We start from the raw sequence: 18566 nt of genomic DNA, 5'->3' as shown, positions 1-18566 counted from the left end.
CTTGGTAAGCGCTCGGATAGCCTTCATGGTTCCAGCGTGGAGAGGTCGCCTGGATCGTCGCCGAGTTCCTGGGCTTTGAGCAGGCGGCGCAGGATTTTGCCGCTCTTGGTTCGGGGCAACTGATCGATAATTTCAACCTCGGTGGGGAGGTGGATGCTGCCAAGCTGTCGGCGCAGGTGGGCTTGGAGCTTGTCGGCCAGGATGGTGCGTACCTCGAGGCTCGCCTCGCGGGTTTTGAGCACCACATACACCTTGATCACCTCGCCTACCTCGGGGTTGGCAAGCCCGACCGCTGCAACCTCGGCCACCGAGGGGTGCGAAAGCATGGCCCCCTCGATTTCGGCCGTGCCGATGCGCATTTCCCCAGCCTTAATCACGTCATCCGAGCGGCCCAGGATTGCTATGTAGCCCTCGCTGTCGCGCACAGCAATATCGCCGGTGCTGTAGCAGCCTGGGATGCGGCTCCACTGTTCGACGTAGCGCTCGTCGTTGTTCCAGAAGGTGCGCATAAAGTGGGGAAATGGCTGACGGATGACCAGATGGCCCTTCTGACCCGGGGGAAGTTCGCGCCCCGCTGCATCCACCACCTGTACCTCGACCCCAGGCAGCGGAAAACCCACCTTGCCGGGCTTGGCAGGCATACAGAGGGGCGTGGAGAGGCAGGGCCCGCCGGTCTCGGTCTGCCACCAATGATCTACCACGTGGGCCAGGTGTTTGGCGGCCCAGTGCCAGACCTCGGGGGCCAGGTACTCGCCCACGCTGGCCACCAGCCGCAGGTCGGACAGGTGGGCCTTCTGGGCAAACTCGTCGCCGTGTTTGCGCAGGGTGCGCAGCCAGGTGGGGCTGATGATCAGGACGTTGACCCCGCAGTCCTCCAGGGTCTCGTAGAAGCTGTTGGGGTCTGGGTAGTCGAGCCGTTCGGCCCGCAGTACGGTGGTCAGGCCCTCGAGCAATGGGGCGTACAGGCCGTAGCTATGCCCCACTATCCAGGACAGGTCGGCGGTGGCCCAGGAGATTTCGCCTTCCTTCAGGTCAAACAGGGTGCGCAGGTGGTAGGTGATACCCACCATATAGCCCCCGTGCACGTGCACCACCCCCTTGGGCTTGCCGGTGGAGCCCGAGGTGTACAGGATGAACAGGGGGTGTTCGCTGTCCACTGGTAGGGCCCTGGTGGTGGGGCGGTGGGCCTCGAGCAAATCCCAAAACTCCAGCGACCTGCGAGCACCCCCCCGGCTAAACCACAGCACCGGTATGTCCAGGCCCTGGGTGGCCTCTTCGATCAGGTGTGTGAAGTGAAGGGTGCGCCCACCCTGGTACATGCGGTCGGCGGCTACCAGCAAACGGGCCCCAGTGTCCTGTAAGCGTTCGCGTAGAGCCTGACTCCCCAACCCCGCAGGAACCGCCACGTGCACCGCCCCAATGCGCGCACAGGCCAGAAAAGTCAGGGCCATCTCGAGGCTGGTGGGCATATAGACCGCCACGCGGTCGCCCGGCTTGATGCCCAGCGACAAGAGCCCCCCGGCCAGGCGGGCGGTCAGGTCGCGCAGTTCGCGGTAGGTCAGTTTGTGAACGTTGCCATCGCCTGCTAAGGCAATCAGGGCCAGCTGGTTGCGGCGGGGGCCCTCGGCATGTCGATCCAGGGCGTTGTAGGTGATGTTGGTAGTGGCTCCCACAAACCAGCGGTGGTTGGGGGCGCTAATTTCCTGTACCTGTCTCCAGGGGGTGAACCAGTGAAACCGCCCGGCCCAGGCCCCCCAAAAGGCCTCGGGGTGTTCCAGGCTTTTGCGGTGCTCCGATGGGTAATCCTGGAGGTTGGCCTGTTCTACTAAAGCCTTGGGGGCCCAGACCGGGGTCTCTTCGCTAGCCGAACCCAGGTAAACCGGCTCGCTGGGTGGGAGGGGCTTGGCTTCACCCTGGGGTGGTTCTACCCGCGAACGGCTCGAGGCCGCCCGGGCCACCTCCTGCACGGCCTGTACCAGTCGGGTAAAAGCGTAGGGAAACCGCCTCGAGGGCACCACCACCCCCAAAGCGCCCATCACCACCCCATCCGGGCCAAAGATGGGTGCAGCCACCCCGGAGATGCCATCGGCATGTTCCTCGAGTTCTACCGCAAACCCCATCTGGCGTACCTTGGTCAGCTCTTCCTCGAGGGTCAGGGGGTCGGTAATGGTGAGGTGGGTAAAGGCCCGGAGGTTTTGCAGGTGGGGTGCTTGGGCCTCGGCATCTAGAAACGCCAAGACGGCTTTGCCCAGGGCCAGGGCATGAAAACCCTCGAATACCTGCTCTTCCAGCCCGGCCAGCTTGGGCAAACCCTGCCGTCCCCTGGTAGACAGGCGCAGCCTGCCTTCGTGGTTGAGCAAGGCCAGGTAGGAGCGTTCACGGGTACGCAGGTACAGCTCTTCCAGCGCATCGCTCAGCTTCTCTGGCTCGGCCAGGCGGGTCGGGGCGGGCGCCAGGGCTGTCCTGGATAGCCGGTAGGTGCTGCCCTCCCGTTCGGCAAAACCTTCCGAGACCAGGCTGGCCAGCAAGGCATAGGCGGTGGAAAGACTTTTGCCCAGGAAAGCGGCCAGTCTGGCGGCCTCCACCCCCTCTGGGTGCTCGGCCAGGTAAGCCAGAACCCGCAAGGCGGCCTGAACGGTGGTGAGTTTACGGCTTTGGGCCATAGCAATCCGGTTGGTGGTGCAACAGATGTTCTGGCGATATGATGGCGATGTTACAACAGACTGTCAAGTAATGCCTTATTTCTTACATTCGACAAAGCCGACTTTTTCTTGACGTTGCTATCCAGGCCGCCTATGCTCACTTGCAAAAGAACGGGTGCTTGTTGAATGCGGGAGAGTCGAATATGGAAAAAATAGAAGCGGTTTTGAAAGAGGAACGCGTTTTTCAGCCCTCTGAAGCCTTCCGGCAGTCGGCCCGGCTCCGCCGTCTCGAGGACTACGAGGCCCTCTACCGCGAGAGCCTCGAGCAGCCCGAGCAGTTCTGGAGCCGGGTGGCCTCGGAGCTACACTGGTTCAAACCCTGGGACAAGGTGCTCGAGTGGAACCCCCCCAACGCCAAGTGGTTCATTGGCGGCCAGCTCAACCTCTCCTACAACTGCCTGGATCGGCACCTGGCCACCCGCGGCAACAAGGCCGCCATCATCTTCGAGGGAGAGCCGGGCGACGCACGCACCCTAACCTACCAGCAACTCCACCGCGAGGTAAGTAAGTTTGCCAACGTGCTCAAGGGGCTCGGCGTCAAGAAGGGTGACCGCGTCACCATCTACTTACCCATGATTGCCGAGGCCGCCATTGCCATGCTGGCTTGTGCGCGCATCGGCGCGGTGCACTCGGTGGTGTTTGGCGGTTTTTCGGCTTCGGCGCTGGCTGACCGCATCAACGATGCCCAGGCCAAGGTGCTCATCACCGCCGATGGCGGCTGGCGGCGCGGGAGTGTGGTGCCCCTCAAGGCCAACAGCGACGAAGCCCTGGCGGACGCCAAGTCCATCGAGAATGTGGTGGTTGTCAAGCGCTGCGGAAACGAGGTACACATGGAGCCGGGCCGCGACCACTGGTATCACGAGCTTATGGTCAATGCTTCCCCCGACTGCCCGCCTGAGCCCATGGACGCCGAAGACCCACTTTTTATCCTCTACACCTCGGGTTCTACCGGTAAGCCCAAGGGGGTGTTGCACACCACCGGCGGCTACTCGGTCTACACCTACCTGACCGCCCAGTACATATTCGACCTCAAGGATACCGACACCTACTTCTGCACCGCCGACGTGGGCTGGATTACCGGCCACAGCTATGTGGTGTACGGGCTCTTGCAAAACGGGGCCACCACCCTCATGTACGAAGGGGCCCCCAACGCCCCCGACGAGGGTCGCATCTGGAACATCATCGAAAAATACAGCGTGAGCATTCTCTATACCGCTCCCACCGCCATACGCGCCTTCATGAAGTGGGGCGAGCAGTGGCCTCGCAAGTACAACCTTGACAGCCTGCGCTTGCTGGGCTCGGTGGGGGAACCCATCAACCCCGAAGCCTGGCTGTGGTACTACAAGGTGGTCGGCAAGGAGCGCTGCCCCATTGTGGACACCTGGTGGCAGACCGAGACCGGCGGCATTATGATTACCACCCTTCCGGGGGTGCATCCCATGAAGCCCGGCCATGCTGGAAAGCCTTTTTTTGGCGTTCTGCCGGAAGTTGTAGACACCTCCGGCCAGCCCGTGAACAACCCGGACGAGGGCGGCCATCTGATTATCCAAAAACCCTGGCCCTCCATGCTGCGCACCGTCTGGGGTGACCCTGAGCGGTTCGAGCGCCAGTACTTTGCCCAGTACCCCGGCAACTATTTCACCGGCGACGGGGCCCGGCGTGATGCGGATGGCTACTATCTGATTCTGGGCCGGGTGGACGACGTGCTCAATGTTTCGGGTCACCGCCTGGGCACCATGGAGGTGGAGAGCGCCCTGGTATCGCACCCGGCCGTGGCCGAGGCCGCGGTGGTGGGCCGCCCCGATCCCATCAAGGGCGAGGGCATTGTGGCTTTCGTAACCCTCAAAACCGGCCAGACCCCCAGCGCCGAGCTGGCCAGCGAGCTCAAGGCCCACGTGGTCAAGGCCATAGGGGCCATCGCCCGCCCCGACGAGATTCGCCTGACCGATGCCCTGCCCAAAACCCGCTCGGGCAAAATCATGCGCCGCCTGCTGCGACAGGTGGCCTCGGGCGAGGAGATCAAGGGCGACACCAGCACCCTGGAAGACCGGGCGGTGGTGGAGCGGCTTAAGGCAACGCCCGCGCAGTAATTGCTACAACTGCACTTACGAACAGGTCTTCGAGGGGCTCACATACCTAGCAGGCTTGCCACCCATCGCATTGCGCTTCACACGCTAGGGCGTAGTGTACCCGATATAGCGAACCACTCTCGAGCTATCCTGCCCTGGTCATTAAGGTAACCCACAGAACCGCTCTGACCTGAGGATATAAAGCTTCCTTTTGTCTATTATTTTGCGTGTTCAGCCAACTTTGTTTTGTCAAGGAAGCGACTTCACCATGGGCGATTGGAAGCGTTGAACCTTTCAAAATTTGGGGTTCACTTCCACTGAATCAAGACTCCGGTCAAGCAAAGCAAGAACCAAACCCAGTAAGGCTGTGAGCGTTGCGAGTATCGCCATATTTTGCTGAAGAACAGAGGGATACAAGCCTCGAACTGTCCCGAAGACCCAAACGGCCAACACCACTGCAAAGGCTAGTGCGGCGAACCGGATACCACGATGTTTTTGACTGGTGCGAAAGAAAATACCCACAAGCACCCCTGCAGATAAACTGAAACCAAGGCTAAACCCAATCATCGGATCATAAGAGCCAGTAGCAAGGTAGGATACTAGCCAAGGAACCGGGTAGACCAACAGAACAATCAGCAGTTCTGCCAATTTTAGTGGGGTAAATCGTAGATTTTTCATGGTTGGCAGGTGCATCTACAGCTATCGTAGCAAATATAGCTCATCACGGTTGTACAAACTATTTAGCGACCGTAGGAAGGCAGATTGCTGCTGAATCTAACTCTTAGCTGTTTCTCGGTGTATTTCAAATCGACTTAGCAAAAATCCCACAAGTAAAGGTAGACTGCTTGCCACCAACATAGTCGCCAATACCGTCGTTCCATGGGAACTTGTAATGACGAAAGCGGTTCGAATGATCCAAACAAAACTCAAGAACATAATCATGCCATTAAGGCCATAGGTATACGGGTAACCCGGCCATTGCCTGTAAGATTCAGAAGTGAACAAACCCAGTGAGTGGCCAAGGCCATACGCTGCGAGCGCCAGCCCTTGCATTTCTCTCAGTTGAAGTTGTGGGACAAAGTTCACCAGGGCATGCGGGCCAAGCAAAACGATCAAGACGGCGATTACCAGCCGAAATGTACCTTGATGCATTCATGTGATTAACCTCCAGGATGGGGCTCGAGCCTAAATGTTTATCTATGATGAACCAGTGATGTGTAACATAAATACACAGTATTCCTTGAGATGTTTTGTCAAAAAGAGGCAGCCTGAAACTAACTTCATCGAGGTCTGCAATTGCAAATGTCCTGGCAAGCCCAGAACGTGACAACTGTACAACCGGCTGCGCAAAAAGGCGCGTTTGGGCCACAACTGGGGGAGGCACCTGCGCAAGATAGAGCGCTCACCAACTGGCAAACACGTTCACAAACGACATTACAACCCTCACCGCCTGAACCGGGATTTCCGGGGTTGCCCGAACCACCTCCACCACCCCCTCCCGAGCCACCGCCAGAACCTCCGCCGCCTGGATCGAGCTCTGCGTTATCGGGCTTCACATCCTTCACGAAACTTGGTGAGCCCGAATCGCAACAGCATCTATCTTGTGTTGGACCACTTGCTTGTGTTAGTCCGATTGTGTTGACCAGAGCAAAAACTAGAAAAGTCAAGAAACACCTCATAACCCTGCCCCCTGCTTATGCTCTTTCTACTATCGGTAGCTCACGTTAGGCCATAACCGGTGCCTTGAAAAGAGTCTAAGTCCGTGCTCTACTCAGGACTATGTCCTGTTTGCTCCAGATGTAAAACAGGGGTGTACCCCAAAGTAGTAAAGCGCTGCTTCAACCCGACTTTTAAGTCCCAGCTTATCCAAAATGTTGCTCACATAGTTCTTGACCGTTTTGGCCCTGAGCCCAAAATGGTTCGCCAGTTCGATGTTGGTCAGTCCGTGAGCTACCAGACGAAGAATTTCCCGTTCGCGGGGGCACAGGGGGTCTGGACCAAGTTCGGGAAGGTGGCGAATTTTGTGGCCCTCCGCCACGAGCTGCAGAGCCTCCCTGACCCCCTCGGGCCCCACCGGGGTGACAATCAGGCCGTCGGGGTCGTGCTCCAAAAGGTCGCGCAGGTAGTGGGGGCAGGGGTTGCCGGTGAGCACCAGCACCGGGCGGGGCCAGGCTTCTGATTCCCGAAGGGCAAAACCCCAGGGCGCGTCGAGGACAAGATGGGCCTGCAGGCCATCAAGGTCACGCACCAACGCCAGGCCGTGCAGCTCGAGCGTGGGCACCCCGCTATGCACCTTTCGCACCGGCGCCATACTTTGATGGTAGGTACAGGGCCACCAGGCTTGGGTGAGAAAGGGAGGCCCTGAGGACTTAAGACTTTGATGCCACCTTATTCTTCCTCGGCACTGGCCACGGTTTCTCTTCTACCAGCTTTCCACTCGAGCCCCGCCCAGATCAGGCTTTCCAGGTCGCCGTCCAGCACGTTCTCGGGGTCGTGGCGCATCTCGCCGGTGCGGTGATCCTTGATGTACTGCTTATCCAGCACGTAGCTGCGAATCTGGCTGCCCCACTCGATGGGGCGGGCCTCGCCCTTGAGCCGGGCCATTTCTTCCTGCTTTTTCTTGTACTCAATCTCGAAAAGCTTGGAGCGCAGGATGTTCATGGCCATCTCTTTGTTTTTTTGCTGGCTGCGGGTCACCTGGCACTTCACAATAATGCCGGTGGGCAGGTGTACTACCCGCACCGCCGAGTCGGTGGTGTTCACACCCTGGCCGCCCTTGCCCTGCGAGCGCATTACGTCTATGCGCAGGTCTTCGGGGGCGATCTGGATATCCACCGATTCGTCTACCTCAGGCATGACCTCTACCGCGGCAAAGCTGGTCTGGCGCTTGCCCTGGGCGTTGAAAGGGGAGGGCCGCACCAGACGGTGTACCCCGGCCTCGGGGGACATCAGTCCAAAGGCGTTCTCGCCCCGCACGATGAACTGCGCGTAATCGATACCGGCCTCGGCCCCCGGCTCCAGGTCAATCAGCTCCAGGGTAAAGCCGTGGCGCTCGGCGAAGCGGGTGTACATGCGGTAGAGCATCTGGGCCCAGTCGCAGGCCTCGGTGCCCCCAGCGCCCGGCTTGATGGTTACAATGGCGGCGTTTTCGGCGTAGGGGAAGGAGAGCAGGGTCTGGTGGTAGAGGTCCTCGAGCTCGCGCCCGGCCCGCTCGAGTTCGGGCTGCATCTGCTCCCGCTCTTCGGCCATAAGCTCCGGCCAGAGTTCCAGAAGCCCCTGCAGGTCGGACTCCAGGCGCTTAAACCCCTCCACCACCCTGCGCAGCCGGGCCGACTCCTGCGAAACCTTGCGGGCGTGGGCCGGGTCGTCCCAGAGGTGGGGATCGTTGATTTGTTGCTCGAGTTCGGCTAGCCGGGCTTCCTTACCGGCGATGTCAAAGATACCCCCGAAGGGCCTCGAGTCGGTGTTGGAGGGTCTGCAAATCCATAGCACCTGAGTCTAGGGTTTCTGAGGGCAAACGTCAAACGCAGCCGGGGATCTACCCCCGATGGCCTTCAATCGACAGCACAACAGTAGCCCGGGGGTGACCCACGGGCGCAATAATCTCCAGGATTTGCGGAGAAACAGGAAAGCTTTGCCCGGCCAGATTCAAAATGCGCTTATGATCAGTCCGCGGCCAAAGCCAGCTCGGGCACCTGTACCCCTACCTGGGCGCCAAGGCTCCGCAGGCGGTTTTCGATGTCGTCGTATCCACGCTCGATGTACTGCATACCGGCGATATGGCTCTCGCCCTCGGCGGCCAGGGCGGCGATTATCAGGCCTCCACCGGCGCGAATATCGCGGGCCTCCACGGCGGCACCCGTAAGCTGGCGCCCCTGAATAATCAGGGTGCGGTCTTTGAGGGTGACATCGGCTCCCATGCGGGCCAGCTCGCTGGCGTGGGTAAAGCGGTCGGGGTAGACCCGGTCCGAAACCAGCGAGGTGCCATGTACGGTAGCCAGATAGGCCGCGGCAGGGGGCTGCAGGTCGGTGATGAAGCCGGGGTATTCGCGGGCCTCGAGGTTGAAGGGCTGGGGGTGTGCGGTGGACTCGAGGCGAATCCAGTCCTTGCCGGTGGTGACGGAGTGGCCCGACTGAATGAGCTTATCCAGCACCGCGTCCATGTGGAAAGGCTCCACATTCGTCAGGGTAATCGAGCCCCGGGTGGCCGCCGCTGCAAACAGGTAAGTGCCTGCTTCGATGCGGTCGGGGATGACACTGTAGCGTCCCCCCCGTAGGCTGGGCTTGCCCTTGATGTGCAGGATGCTGCTGCCAATCCCCTTGATTTCGGCGCCCATCATGGTCAGGAAGTTGCACAGGTCTACAATCTCGGGCTCCTGCGGGGTATTGACCAAAACGGCCTCGCCGCCCAGGGCTGCGGCCATCAGGGCTTGCTCGGTGCCGCCCAGGGTGGGCAGGTCGTAGACCACCCGGCCCGAGGCGGGCTTGTGGCGGCGCACGGTATAGGCCACCCCTTGTTCGGTAATCTCGGTGGAGACCTCGAAACCCAGGCCGCGCAGGGCTTTGATGTGCTGGTCTACCGGACGCTCGGCGAAGTTGCAGCCCCCCGGCAGCGGCACGGTGCCTTCCCCGGCCCGGGCGGCCAGCGCCCCCAGCACGTTGAAGCTGGCCCGCATCTTGCTCACCAGCTCGAAGGGCGCCTGCGTGGAGCGGATTTCGGGGGTGTGCAGATGCAGGGTGCGGCCCTCCCAGGCGTGGCGGGTGCCCAGGTGGCCCAGGAGCTCGAGTAAAACGTCGATGTCCCGCAGGCGCGGAACCTCGGCGAGGGTCACGGGTTCGGCGGTAAGGATGCTGGCCGCCATGAGCTTGAGTGCAGAATTCTTAGCCGGAAAAATTCGTAGATCCCCGCTGAGGGGGATTCCACCGCGAATAATAAGGGTTCGATCCATATGAAAGCGCTTCTCCTGCGTGCTACCAAGCTTGGTTGTGTATATTACACATCATGCTCACATTGAGCATAGTAAGTTAGAACCGTATTGTCAAGCACAAATGTAACGTGCTAAAGTTTAGTCATAAACGCATACGAGTATTTCTCCGTTACCATACTCGTACTGCCGCAAAGTATATCGGTTATGCCCAAAAAGGAAAAAAAGCGTTTGCAGGTGGTCATCAGCGATGATCAGGATGCGCTCCTGACCAAGCTGGCCTACGAGCTTTCCAGCCCCGAGCAACTTGTATCCAAGTCGGAGGTGGTGCGCCTGGCCATTGAAAAACTGGCCGATGGGATGGAAGAGGGTCAGCAAAAAGCGCAGCTCAAGGAGCTTCTGAAGCGGCTCGAGGCCGAGGAAGAGTAAGATCACCGTATTGGCGCTTGGTCTGCGCAACAACTGCTGACCCTTTGTTAAGCTGCAATACAAAGTGCCTGCGTGTGTTCGTGCGGCCCTCCCTCACAGCCCGGCCTTCCCTGGTCGCACCACACCGCCCTTGAGCCGTCCCCAGCCCAGGCCAAAAGAATCCACCGGCGTTTGCAGCGTAACCAGATACCAGCCTTCCGGCCCTTCGACCAAGATGGGCTGCCCAAGGGCAAAGGCCAGCGCCCGGGGGTCGTCGGATTGCAGCGGCAGGGTATTGCTGACCTGGCTGGGGTGCAGGTAGTGGGCCAGGGGCTTTCCTGGCAGGAATCGCCCTGCGTCCTTGCGCTTTCCCACCCGGGCTTCCCCCAGATAGAGCCCCGGCGCTGGGGCCTTGATGCCCGCCAGGCTGGGCAGCTCTGGTGGCAGCAGGTAAAGGTGTCCGGCGCGCTCGAGGATTTCCCCCCTGAGGTCCTTTTTCAGGTGCTCCTCGCGCCAGGACTCCCACAGCGCCCGCACCTCACGGGATAGCGGTGGGGCTTGCTCCTGGGCCGGGTGGTTTTCTACGCCCTCGGTCTTGCGAAGTTTGGCCAAAAAGTGCCCTTCCCCCCGCAGCTGGTGCGGCCACAGTCGCGCGGTTCGGGCCAGGGCCGGGTTACCATCGCCCCATGCCGGAACCCCGGGCGCGAAGGAGGGGTGGATTTGGGCGTCCTCGAGTTCCCAGCCAGGATTCTGCAGGAACTGGGCAATTATCTGCTCATTTTCCTCGGGGGCGAAGGTACAGGTGGAGTAAACCAGTAAACCCCCCGGGCGCACGAGTTCGCCTGCCGCCGCAATCAGGCTTTGTTGCACCCGTGCCGCCCGCGCCGGGGCCCCCGGCCCCCAGTGACGCACCACCTCGGGGTCCTTGCGGAACATTCCCTCGCCCGAGCAGGGTGCATCCAGCACCACCTTGTCGAAGTAGGCCCCCCAGGCCCAGGCCAGCTTTTCCACCGGAGCCGAGACCACGGCTACGTGGGCCCCCCAGCGCTCGACGTTTTCCAGCAGCCCGCGCATCCGGCCGAGATCCACTTCGTTGGAAACCAGGAGCCCCTGGCCCTGCATTCGGGCCGCCAGATGGGTGGTTTTGCCCCCCGGCGCGGCGGCCAAGTCCAACACCCGCTCCCCCGGCCTGGGGTCGGCCAGCACCCCTACGGCCTGGGCCGAAGGCTCCTGGATGTAGTAAAGCCCGCCGTAGTAGTAAGGATGGGGCCCCGGGCGAGCCTCGGCGGGGTAGTAGAAGCCCTCGGGCGACCAGGGAATGGGCTCCAGATTCCAGGGGCTTATCTGCAAAAGCTGTTCAGGGCTTAGCTTGAGGGTGTTGACCCGCAGGCCATAGCTGCGGTCGGCTCCGGTGAGGGCCTGCAAAAAATGGGGGAATTCCTCGCCCAACAGCTCAGACATTCGGGTCAGGAAGGCTTTAGGCAGCACAGCGCTTACAATGCTAACCGATGTCCATCGTGGCCATTGGAACCGACATTGTAGAGCTCGAGCGCCTGCGCCGGGTCTGGGCGCGTCATGCTGCGCGTTTTTTGCAGCGCCACTTTGTTTCCTCCGAAATCGCCTACTGCCTGGCCAGGGCCGATCCGATCCCTTCGCTGGCGGTTCGCTTTGCGGCCAAGGAAGCCTTTCAGAAGTGCTGGCCGGAATCTTTTGGCTGGCTCGAGGTCTGGGTGGAGATGCAAGGGCCTAAACCAGGCCTGGGTTTTGCTCCAGAGCTGCGCGCCAGGCTGGAAGAAGGTCGCTTGAGGGCCCATCTATCGCTTTCGCACGAGAAGCACTACGCCCTGGCCATGGTGGTGCTGGAAAGGGTGGAAGCTTGAAAACCGTTTTGATCACCGGCGCCTCCAGCGGCATTGGCGAGGCCTGTGCTTTGTGGCTGCAGGATCGGGGCTACCGGGTTTTTGCTGGGGTGCGCAAAAACACCGATGCTGAGACGCTCAAACAAAAGTCAAAAGGCCACCTCAGGCCGGTTCTGCTGGATGTGACGGACGAAACCTCTATTCGCGAAGCGGCTCAGTTGGTCTTTAGCCAGGCGCCCCAACTCGATGGGCTGGTGAACAACGCCGGGATTGCCGTGGCGGGGCCGCTCGAGTTCTTACCCTTGCCGGAGCTCAGGCGGGTGCTGGAGGTCAACGTGGTGGGGCAGGTGGCCGTCACCCAGGCTTTTTTGCCCTTGCTGCGAAAGGCCAGGGGGCGGGTGGTGCTGATGAGCTCCATCAGCGGACGGGTGGCTGCACCCCTGATGGGGCCCTATGCCGCTTCTAAATTTGCTCTCGAGGCCATCGGCGATGCCCTCAGGCGGGAGCTGGGGCCGTGGGGAATAGAGGTCTCGATTATCGAGCCGGGCAACATCCAAACCCCCATCTGGGGCAAGGGGGTGGCCTGGGGCGAGGCGCTCAAACAACAACTGCCCCCGGAAGCTATCCGATTGTACGGCCGCGCCATTGACGGAATCCTGAACTACATCCGGGCGCAAGATGGCAGCGGTTTACACCCCAACGAGGTAGCCCGGGTGGTGGCGCAGGCCCTCGCCTCAGCCCGTCCCAGGACCCGCTATGTGGTGGGGCGCGATGCCAGAGCAGGGGCCCTTCTGGCTCGTTTGTTGCCCGACCGCTGGGTAGACCGCTTTATCGCCGGGCGCCGTTTGGGGCAGCGGTAGACCTCATGGCGCTGTCAGGGCTTGATCCAGGAAGACCACGGTTCGTTTGGCAACCTCATCCCAGCCGGCCTCAGAGGCGATGGTGGCGGGGTTATCGCCGCGCTGGGGGCCATAAGAACCAAACCCCGCGTGGTTGAGGCCGGGGATGGTTTCTTTGAGGGTGCCCTGCGGGAACTTACCCTGGGCGGCCTCGAGCTGTTCTCGCCGAATCACCCCGTCCTTTTCGCCGAAGAGGGCCAGGGTGGGAAGGCGCTTTCCCGAGAGATTGTTTTGCGGGTAGGCCGCCCACATCACCAGGGCTTTGACCTGGGGGTTGCTGTCGGCAAAGTTGGAGGCCACTACCCCGCCCAGGCTGTGCCCGCCCACCGCCCAGGGCAGGTCGGGCGCCTCGGCGATGGCCTGGCGGGCTTTGCCTTGCTCGGTGACGGCTAGGTTAAAGCGCACCTGAAGCAGCGCCACCCGGTACCCCTCCTGGGCAATCCGACGCATCACGGGGGCATAGGCCTGGGGCTCTACCAGACCCCCCGGATAAAAGGCCAACCCGCCCTTGACCGGCCCTTGCGGCAGGAAGACCCAGCCGTAGGGAACGGCACGTACCTGCACCTGGGCATCGGTTTGCAGGGCTGCCTGAGCAGCCTGGTTTGCCGGATAGGGTTTGAGGGCCTGCCGGGTGTACCAGACCATGGCTCCGGCAAAAAGCAGCAGACCTCCAAAGAAAACCAGCCAGAAAACGCGGTATTTGCTCATAAATGCTTAGCGAACAGGGGACAGGGCGTAGGGGTTACACCGGATTCAAAAAGACAGTTTACTAGACCAAAAACCCCACAGGTTGTTTTTTTGAATCCTAGAGCGCACCCCTCCTTGTCGGTCGGCGAAGAAAGCGTCGCCCTTCGGTCGGGTTGATTCGTCAACAAACAGTAACGAATCAAGAGAATCGGGTATAAGCCTGGGCGTGCGGCCCGGAGGTGTTTTAGTCCCCCACCGCTGGTGCGGTGCCCAGTAAGCTGGTACGCTCCTGGCGCAGCTTTTCGTAGCGTTTTCGCTCAAACAAGTAGAACGCAGCCGGCACGACAAAAAGCGTCAGCAGCATCGAAACCGAGACCCCACCCAGGATGATGATGCCCAGGGGCTTGCGGAACTCCGAGCCCTCACCCGTTGCGGCGATGAGGGGTATGGAGATCATCAACACCGTCAGGGTGGTCATCAGAATGGGGCGCAGACGCAGCCGGGCGGCCTCCACCAGGGCATCGTAGAGGGGTTTTTCGCGGGCCTCGCGCACCGCAAAGTCCAGCAGCAGAATGGCGTTCTTGGTGACCAGGCCAATCAGAATGACCACCCCCAGCACCGAAACCACGTCCAGGCCGCTTCGGAAGAAGTACAGGAACCAGAAAGCTCCCACCAGGGCCAGCGGAACCGGCAGCAGCAAGTAAAGCGGGTAGCGGAAGGTGTTGAACTGGCTCGAGATCACCAGAAAGTTGAGCAGAAGGGCCAGCCCAAAGGCAATGGGGGCGCTCCGGGCCAGGTCGCCCACAAAGGCGGTAGAGCCCTGGGTCTCAAGGCGCACCCCATCGGTAAAGATCCCAGCTTTTTCCAGCTCCTGGCGCACCAGGTTGGAAAGCTGGAAGGTGCCGACCTCGGTGCCGGGCGCGCGGTTGGCGTTAATGCCGGTGGAGAAGGCCTGGTTCGTGCGCGAAAGCTGGGCGGGGGTCTGGCGGTTTTCGAACTGTCCCAGGCTGCCAAGGGGCAAGCTGCTGCGTAGAGCAGGCGCGGCCACCGGAAGCGAAAGCAGGCTGGACTGGTCGGGCACAAAGCGGGGGTCGGCCCGCACCACGATGGGGATATCGTCGCCGCCGGAGCGGAGGTTGCCGGCCTCGGTGCCGGCGTTGTAAATGCGCAGAGTCTGGGCGAGGTCGTTGGGGGTCAGGCCGGTGCCCTGGAGCTGGTTGGGGTTGGGCACCAGTACCCGCTCGCTGGCGGTCTCCTCGAGGCTGCTGCGCACGTCAATGAGGTAGGGGAGCCGCCGCATGACCTCGAGGACTTGCCGGTTTTTCTCCGCCAATAGGCTGGGGCTGGGGGCGGTTAGGGTGTACTGCAGGTCGGCGGCGCCGCCCGGTCCCCCCTCCGGCACGGTCACCCGCAGGTCAGCTTCGGGCCGGTCATCGAGCAGTTTTTGCAGGGCTTCGCGGTAGATGGGCAGCAGGTCGTAGACGTTTTGACGCTCATCTTTCTTGACCAGCTCAATTACCAGGCGGGCCCGTTCGGGGTTGCCCGCGCCCAGGATGTTTTGTGAGCTGCCCACGGTGTTAAGCACCGCCCGAACCTCGGGCCGCGTTGCTAGCCAGCCCTCGAGCCGCCGGGCGAGGGCGTCGGTCTCGGTGAGGGCGGTGCCTTTGGGCAGCACCAGATCCACGTTCATCTGGCCGTTATCGTTTTTGGCCGTGAAGTTGAAAGGAATTTTGGGGCCCACATAGCCAATGCTGAGGAAGAAGCCCAGGCCCAGCAAGAGCACCAGGCCGCTTCGCTTCAAGGCTGCGGCCAGGGTGCGGGCATACCACTCGCGCAGCCCCAGGAATACCCGCTCCGAAACCCCGTGCAGGCTGCCGGTAATGGCCCCGGCCAGTCCGAAAATCACCGAGAACAGCCAGCGCAAGGGGGCCAGGAGCAGCGTGACGGGCGTGATCAGAACATTGAACAGGCGACGCTCCCAGCTCAGGCCCGGCTGCCGGTAGACATGCAACCGCAGCCCCCAGCGCAGGTCCTGGCCCAGACCCAGGAAGCGGGCCCCCAGTTGCTGCCAGGTTGGAGGCTCGGGGTCGGGGAAATACGCCAGGCGCACGGTCAGGAAGAACAGGGCCTCGAGCCAGCTCACCGCAATGGCCGCGGCCAGCACTATGCCAAACTGCCGGAAGAACTCGCCGATAATGCCCGGCAGGAAGCTAATCGGCAAGAACACCGCCAGCAGCGAGAGTGTGGCCGCCGAAACCGCCGAGAGCACCTCGGTGGCCCCTTTTAGAACCGCTTGCAGGTTGTCGTAGCCCATCTTGCGGTAACGCTCGATGTTTTCGGCCAGCACAATGGAGTCGTCTACCACGATGCCGACCGCCACGATGATGGCCAGCAGGCTGATGATGTTAAAGGTAAAGCCCAGCAAGCCAAACACAATCAAAGCACCCGACATGGTGATGGGAATGGCCAGCACCACACTGAAAACCGAGTTGAGCTTGCCCAGGAAAATGAGGGTGATGAACGATACGATGGCCGCGACCAGCAGCACCTCGCGGAAGGTGTCGTTGACGGTGTTCTCGATGAAGGTGGTGGTGTCGCCCACGATGCGGGCCTGGTAGCCCTGGGGCAGGCGGGCTTCCTGCAGGGTGCGCTTGATGCCCTGAGCCACCGCCACGGCGTTGGAGTCGGGGGTTTTGCGAATGGCCAAGGGAATTACCGGCTGGCCGTTAAGCCGGGTCAGGCGGGTGGGCTCGGCCTGGGTGTCGCGCACCACGCCCAGATCGCGCACCTGAAGGCCGCGGGCGGGGTCTACCAGAATGCGCCCCACCTCCTCCGGGGTGGTCGGGGTGTTGCGCAGGGTGAACAGGAGGCGCTGCCCCTGGTCGCTCTGGGTGCCGGCGGGTACGGCCAGGGCCGAGGCCTGGATGGCCCCCACCACCTGGGCAGGTGAAAGGTTGTAACTGGCCACCTTGTATGGATCCAGCAGCACCTGCACCTGGCGGTCGGGGGCGCCTTGCACCTGCACATCGGCCACCCCCGAAACAAGCTGTAAACGGGGCTTGAGCACGTCGTTGGCGTATTTGGCCACCTCGCGCAGGTCGCGCCCTTCCGCCGAAAGTGCAATGAAGAGGATGGGGGAAGCGGCTGGGTCGAAGCGCTGCACCACCGGGGCCTGGGCATCGCGGGGCAGTTGCCCCCGTACCGCTGCCACCCGCTGGGAGACGTCGGTGGCCACCCGGTTGATGTCCTGGCCAAACTCGAACGAAACAATCACCTGGGAAAAGCCCTCCCCCGAAAGTGAGGCGATCTGGTCGAGGCCGGAAAGGGTCGAGACCGCATCCTCGATGGGTCGGCTGATCTGCTGCTCGACCTCCTCGGGGCCGGCCCCGGGGTAGGCCGTCGTGACGGCTACCACCGGAATTTCGAAACGGGGCAGGAGGTCTACGCCCACCCGGCTGCCCGAGATGAGGCCAAAGAGCACCATGGCCAAAAAGACCGCCGTGGAGAACACGAAGCGCTTGACAAAGAACGCAATGACCGGGTTCTCCGGTTTATCGCCGGTTTCGGGCTGTGGGTTTTTACGCTCTTTCTGGCTCATGCCGGCACCCCCTCCTGCTGTGCTAATACCGACCCAACCTGAAGGGTTATTTTTGAGCGGTGTTCCATATGCCCCACATTCGGCGACACGCCCCAGATGCAGTCAATGGCGTCGCTGTAATGAAGCGCAATGGCGCCGGTGGGGTGTCGTCACCTTCTCCCGCAAGGGGAGAAGGCAAAGGGTTCATATAGATTTGGGCCTGGCGAACCCTCACTGCACCACCTCCACCGCGTCGCCGTCGGAGAGGCTCGAGGGCACCGGAAAAACCACCGGCCCGTTGACCCCTTCAACCGCCACCCGGGTGCCGGTATCGCCCAGCACCCGCACCGGGGTGCGCACGGCCTTGTTATCTTGCACCACGAAAACATAGGTGTTGCGGCCTTCGGTGCGCAGGGCCCCGGCCGGCAGCAGGCTGCCCTGCGCCAGGGAGAGGCTGTAGCGTACCTGTACACTGGCCCCGGGGGGCAGGCTGCCTTCTACCTGGGCCGTCAGCTCGACGAGGCGATCGGTGCCGGGCACTTTGCTGCTTTTGCGAAGGGTGGCGGGGTAGCTATTACCGCCATAAAGCACCTCTACCCTGGTTCCCAGAGGTAAGGTGGCGGCCTCCTCGGGGGGTAGGCGGAAGGTGGCCTCGAGCTGGCTGGTATCGGCCAGCCGGAAGGCCCGCTGCCCCGCCGAAACGAACTCGCCGGGGTTCACGAAAATTTCGACCACCACCCCTGCAAAGGGAGCCCGCACCTCGGTATCGGCCACGGCCCGCCGCGCCTGGGCCAGCTGGTTCTGGGCTTGCTGCACCTGGAGGCGGAGCAAGGCCAGGTCTTCGCTGGAGGCCCTTTGGGTGCGGGCCAGGTTTTCACGGGCATTGTCAAAGGCAGCCCGGGCCTGGTTGTAGGCGGCCTCGAGGCCGGTAAGCTCAACTTGCGAAATGGCCCCGGCCTTGAAAAGCTGCTGCCCTTCCACATAGCGCCGCTCGGCTACCTGGAGGTTGGCCTGGGCCGACTCCAGGCTGGCCTGCAAGGGCGCCAGGGAGCCGGAGGTGGAGCGCTGGGCGCGCTCGAGGTTCACCTGGGCTTGCTGCAAGGCCAGCTCGGCGTTGCGCAAGGCTGTCTGGGCGTTGGCCGGGTCGAGCCGCAAGACCACCTGGCCCTGGGCCACCCGGCTACCCTCGGCTACCCGCACCTCCAGCACCTTGCCCGAGGCTGTGGCCCCGACCTGGCTTTCTCGTACCGGCGACAGGGTAGCCCCGGTGGTGCGCATGGTACTGAGCGTCCCGCGCTCGGCTTGCACCACCCGCACCTTAATGCTTCGAGACACCGGCGTTTCTGCGGGCAGGGCTTTCTGAAGAAGCGGCGCGGCGCGGCCCGCACCCGGCCAGCAAGAACACCACCAGCCCCAGCCAGAGCCAAACCCTGTAGGACG

The 18566-nt window shown here is 62.0% G+C and carries 13 protein-coding genes; 4 read left to right on the top strand and 9 right to left on the bottom strand.

Annotated features, from left to right (window positions below; genetic code table 11):
- Nucleotides 1-23 precede the first annotated feature (23 nt).
- On the bottom strand, nucleotides 24-2663 hold the full coding sequence (locus Q0X23_RS15585) for an AMP-binding protein (protein WP_297861115.1): 2640 nt from the start codon (nucleotides 2661-2663) through the stop codon (nucleotides 24-26).
- Nucleotides 2664-2845: 182 nt separating this feature from the next.
- On the opposite strand from Q0X23_RS15585, the gene acs reads away from it, so the two are divergent.
- Nucleotides 2846-4792: an acetate--CoA ligase gene (gene acs, locus Q0X23_RS15580; protein ID WP_297861114.1), complete on the top strand. Its 1947-nt coding sequence runs from the start codon at nucleotides 2846-2848 to the stop codon at nucleotides 4790-4792.
- 273 nt (nucleotides 4793-5065) lie between these two features.
- Here the strand turns inward: acs and Q0X23_RS15575 are convergent, their stop codons facing one another.
- The 4 genes from Q0X23_RS15575 to murA all read right to left on the bottom strand — a co-directional run bounded on the left by Q0X23_RS15575 (nucleotide 5066) and on the right by murA (nucleotide 9720).
- Nucleotides 5066-5464, bottom strand: a complete 399-nt coding sequence (locus Q0X23_RS15575) for a hypothetical protein (protein ID WP_297861113.1) — start codon at nucleotides 5462-5464, stop codon at nucleotides 5066-5068.
- A gap of 1084 nt (nucleotides 5465-6548) precedes the next feature.
- Nucleotides 6549-7082, bottom strand: coding sequence for a response regulator transcription factor (locus Q0X23_RS15570; protein ID WP_297861112.1), 534 nt, complete (start codon nucleotides 7080-7082; stop codon nucleotides 6549-6551).
- Between the two features lie 77 nt (nucleotides 7083-7159).
- A protein-coding gene (gene prfB, locus Q0X23_RS15565) for a peptide chain release factor 2 (protein ID WP_297861111.1) occupies nucleotides 7160-8258 on the bottom strand; the annotation gives its coding sequence in 2 pieces (ribosomal slippage) (nucleotides 7160-8206 and nucleotides 8208-8258; 1098 coding nt in all).
- A gap of 178 nt (nucleotides 8259-8436) precedes the next feature.
- Nucleotides 8437-9720: a UDP-N-acetylglucosamine 1-carboxyvinyltransferase gene (murA, locus tag Q0X23_RS15560; protein ID WP_297861110.1), complete on the bottom strand. Its 1284-nt coding sequence runs from the start codon at nucleotides 9718-9720 to the stop codon at nucleotides 8437-8439.
- 183 nt (nucleotides 9721-9903) lie between these two features.
- Here murA and Q0X23_RS15555 point away from each other — a divergent pair, with 183 nt between their 5' ends.
- Nucleotides 9904-10125 (top strand): transcriptional regulator, encoded by a 222-nt coding sequence (locus Q0X23_RS15555; protein ID WP_297861109.1) that lies wholly within the window; start codon nucleotides 9904-9906, stop codon nucleotides 10123-10125.
- Between the two features lie 93 nt (nucleotides 10126-10218).
- On the opposite strand, the gene rsmF is transcribed toward Q0X23_RS15555, so the two are convergent.
- Entirely contained in the window at nucleotides 10219-11592 is a 1374-nt protein-coding gene (gene rsmF, locus Q0X23_RS15550; RefSeq protein WP_297861108.1) for a 16S rRNA (cytosine(1407)-C(5))-methyltransferase RsmF, read from the bottom strand.
- Nucleotides 11593-11612: 20 nt separating this feature from the next.
- On the opposite strand from rsmF, the gene acpS reads away from it, so the two are divergent.
- Both acpS and Q0X23_RS15540 read left to right on the top strand, forming a co-directional pair.
- Nucleotides 11613-11984 carry a holo-ACP synthase gene (gene acpS, locus Q0X23_RS15545; RefSeq protein WP_297861107.1) on the top strand — a complete coding sequence of 124 codons (372 nt, stop codon included), beginning with the start codon at nucleotides 11613-11615 and terminating at the stop codon, nucleotides 11982-11984.
- A complete protein-coding gene (locus Q0X23_RS15540) occupies nucleotides 11981-12823 on the top strand; it encodes an SDR family oxidoreductase (protein WP_297861106.1) in 843 nt (280 codons plus the stop codon). The genes acpS and Q0X23_RS15540 overlap by 4 nt, the downstream gene beginning before the upstream one ends.
- 3 nt (nucleotides 12824-12826) lie before the next feature.
- Here Q0X23_RS15540 and Q0X23_RS15535 read toward each other — a convergent pair whose 3' ends face one another.
- The 3 genes from Q0X23_RS15535 to Q0X23_RS15525 form a co-directional block, all read right to left on the bottom strand.
- Nucleotides 12827-13570 carry an alpha/beta hydrolase gene (locus tag Q0X23_RS15535; protein ID WP_297861105.1) on the bottom strand — a complete coding sequence of 248 codons (744 nt, stop codon included), beginning with the start codon at nucleotides 13568-13570 and terminating at the stop codon, nucleotides 12827-12829.
- A gap of 223 nt (nucleotides 13571-13793) precedes the next feature.
- A complete protein-coding gene (locus Q0X23_RS15530) occupies nucleotides 13794-17147 on the bottom strand; it encodes an efflux RND transporter permease subunit (RefSeq protein WP_297861104.1) in 3354 nt (1117 codons plus the stop codon).
- 210 nt (nucleotides 17148-17357) lie between these two features.
- Complete coding sequence (locus Q0X23_RS15525; protein ID WP_297861103.1) at nucleotides 17358-18461, bottom strand: efflux RND transporter periplasmic adaptor subunit; 1104 nt, start codon at nucleotides 18459-18461, stop codon at nucleotides 17358-17360.
- Nucleotides 18462-18566: the final 105 nt, after the last annotated feature.

The sequence above is a fragment of the Meiothermus sp. genome, from assembly GCF_026004115.1.
Classification (GTDB): Bacteria; Deinococcota; Deinococci; order Deinococcales; family Thermaceae; genus Meiothermus.
This window is presented reverse-complemented; position numbering and strand designations above follow the sequence as displayed.

What these genes read in the sequence shown, in the direction of transcription:
- Q0X23_RS15585 (WP_297861115.1), bottom strand. Translation starts at nt 2,663, where the DNA reads ATGGCCCAAAGCCGTAAACTCACCACCGTTCAGGCCGCCTTGCGGGTT.
- acs (WP_297861114.1), top strand. Translation starts at nt 2,846, where the DNA reads ATGGAAAAAATAGAAGCGGTTTTGAAAGAGGAACGCGTTTTTCAGCCC.
- Q0X23_RS15575 (WP_297861113.1), bottom strand. Translation starts at nt 5,464, where the DNA reads ATGCACCTGCCAACCATGAAAAATCTACGATTTACCCCACTAAAATTG.
- Q0X23_RS15570 (WP_297861112.1), bottom strand. Translation starts at nt 7,082, where the DNA reads ATGGCGCCGGTGCGAAAGGTGCATAGCGGGGTGCCCACGCTCGAGCTG.
- murA (WP_297861110.1), bottom strand. Translation starts at nt 9,720, where the DNA reads ATGGATCGAACCCTTATTATTCGCGGTGGAATCCCCCTCAGCGGGGAT.
- Q0X23_RS15555 (WP_297861109.1), top strand. Translation starts at nt 9,904, where the DNA reads ATGCCCAAAAAGGAAAAAAAGCGTTTGCAGGTGGTCATCAGCGATGAT.
- acpS (WP_297861107.1), top strand. Translation starts at nt 11,613, where the DNA reads ATGTCCATCGTGGCCATTGGAACCGACATTGTAGAGCTCGAGCGCCTG.
- Q0X23_RS15535 (WP_297861105.1), bottom strand. Translation starts at nt 13,570, where the DNA reads ATGAGCAAATACCGCGTTTTCTGGCTGGTTTTCTTTGGAGGTCTGCTG.
- Q0X23_RS15530 (WP_297861104.1), bottom strand. Translation starts at nt 17,147, where the DNA reads ATGAGCCAGAAAGAGCGTAAAAACCCACAGCCCGAAACCGGCGATAAA.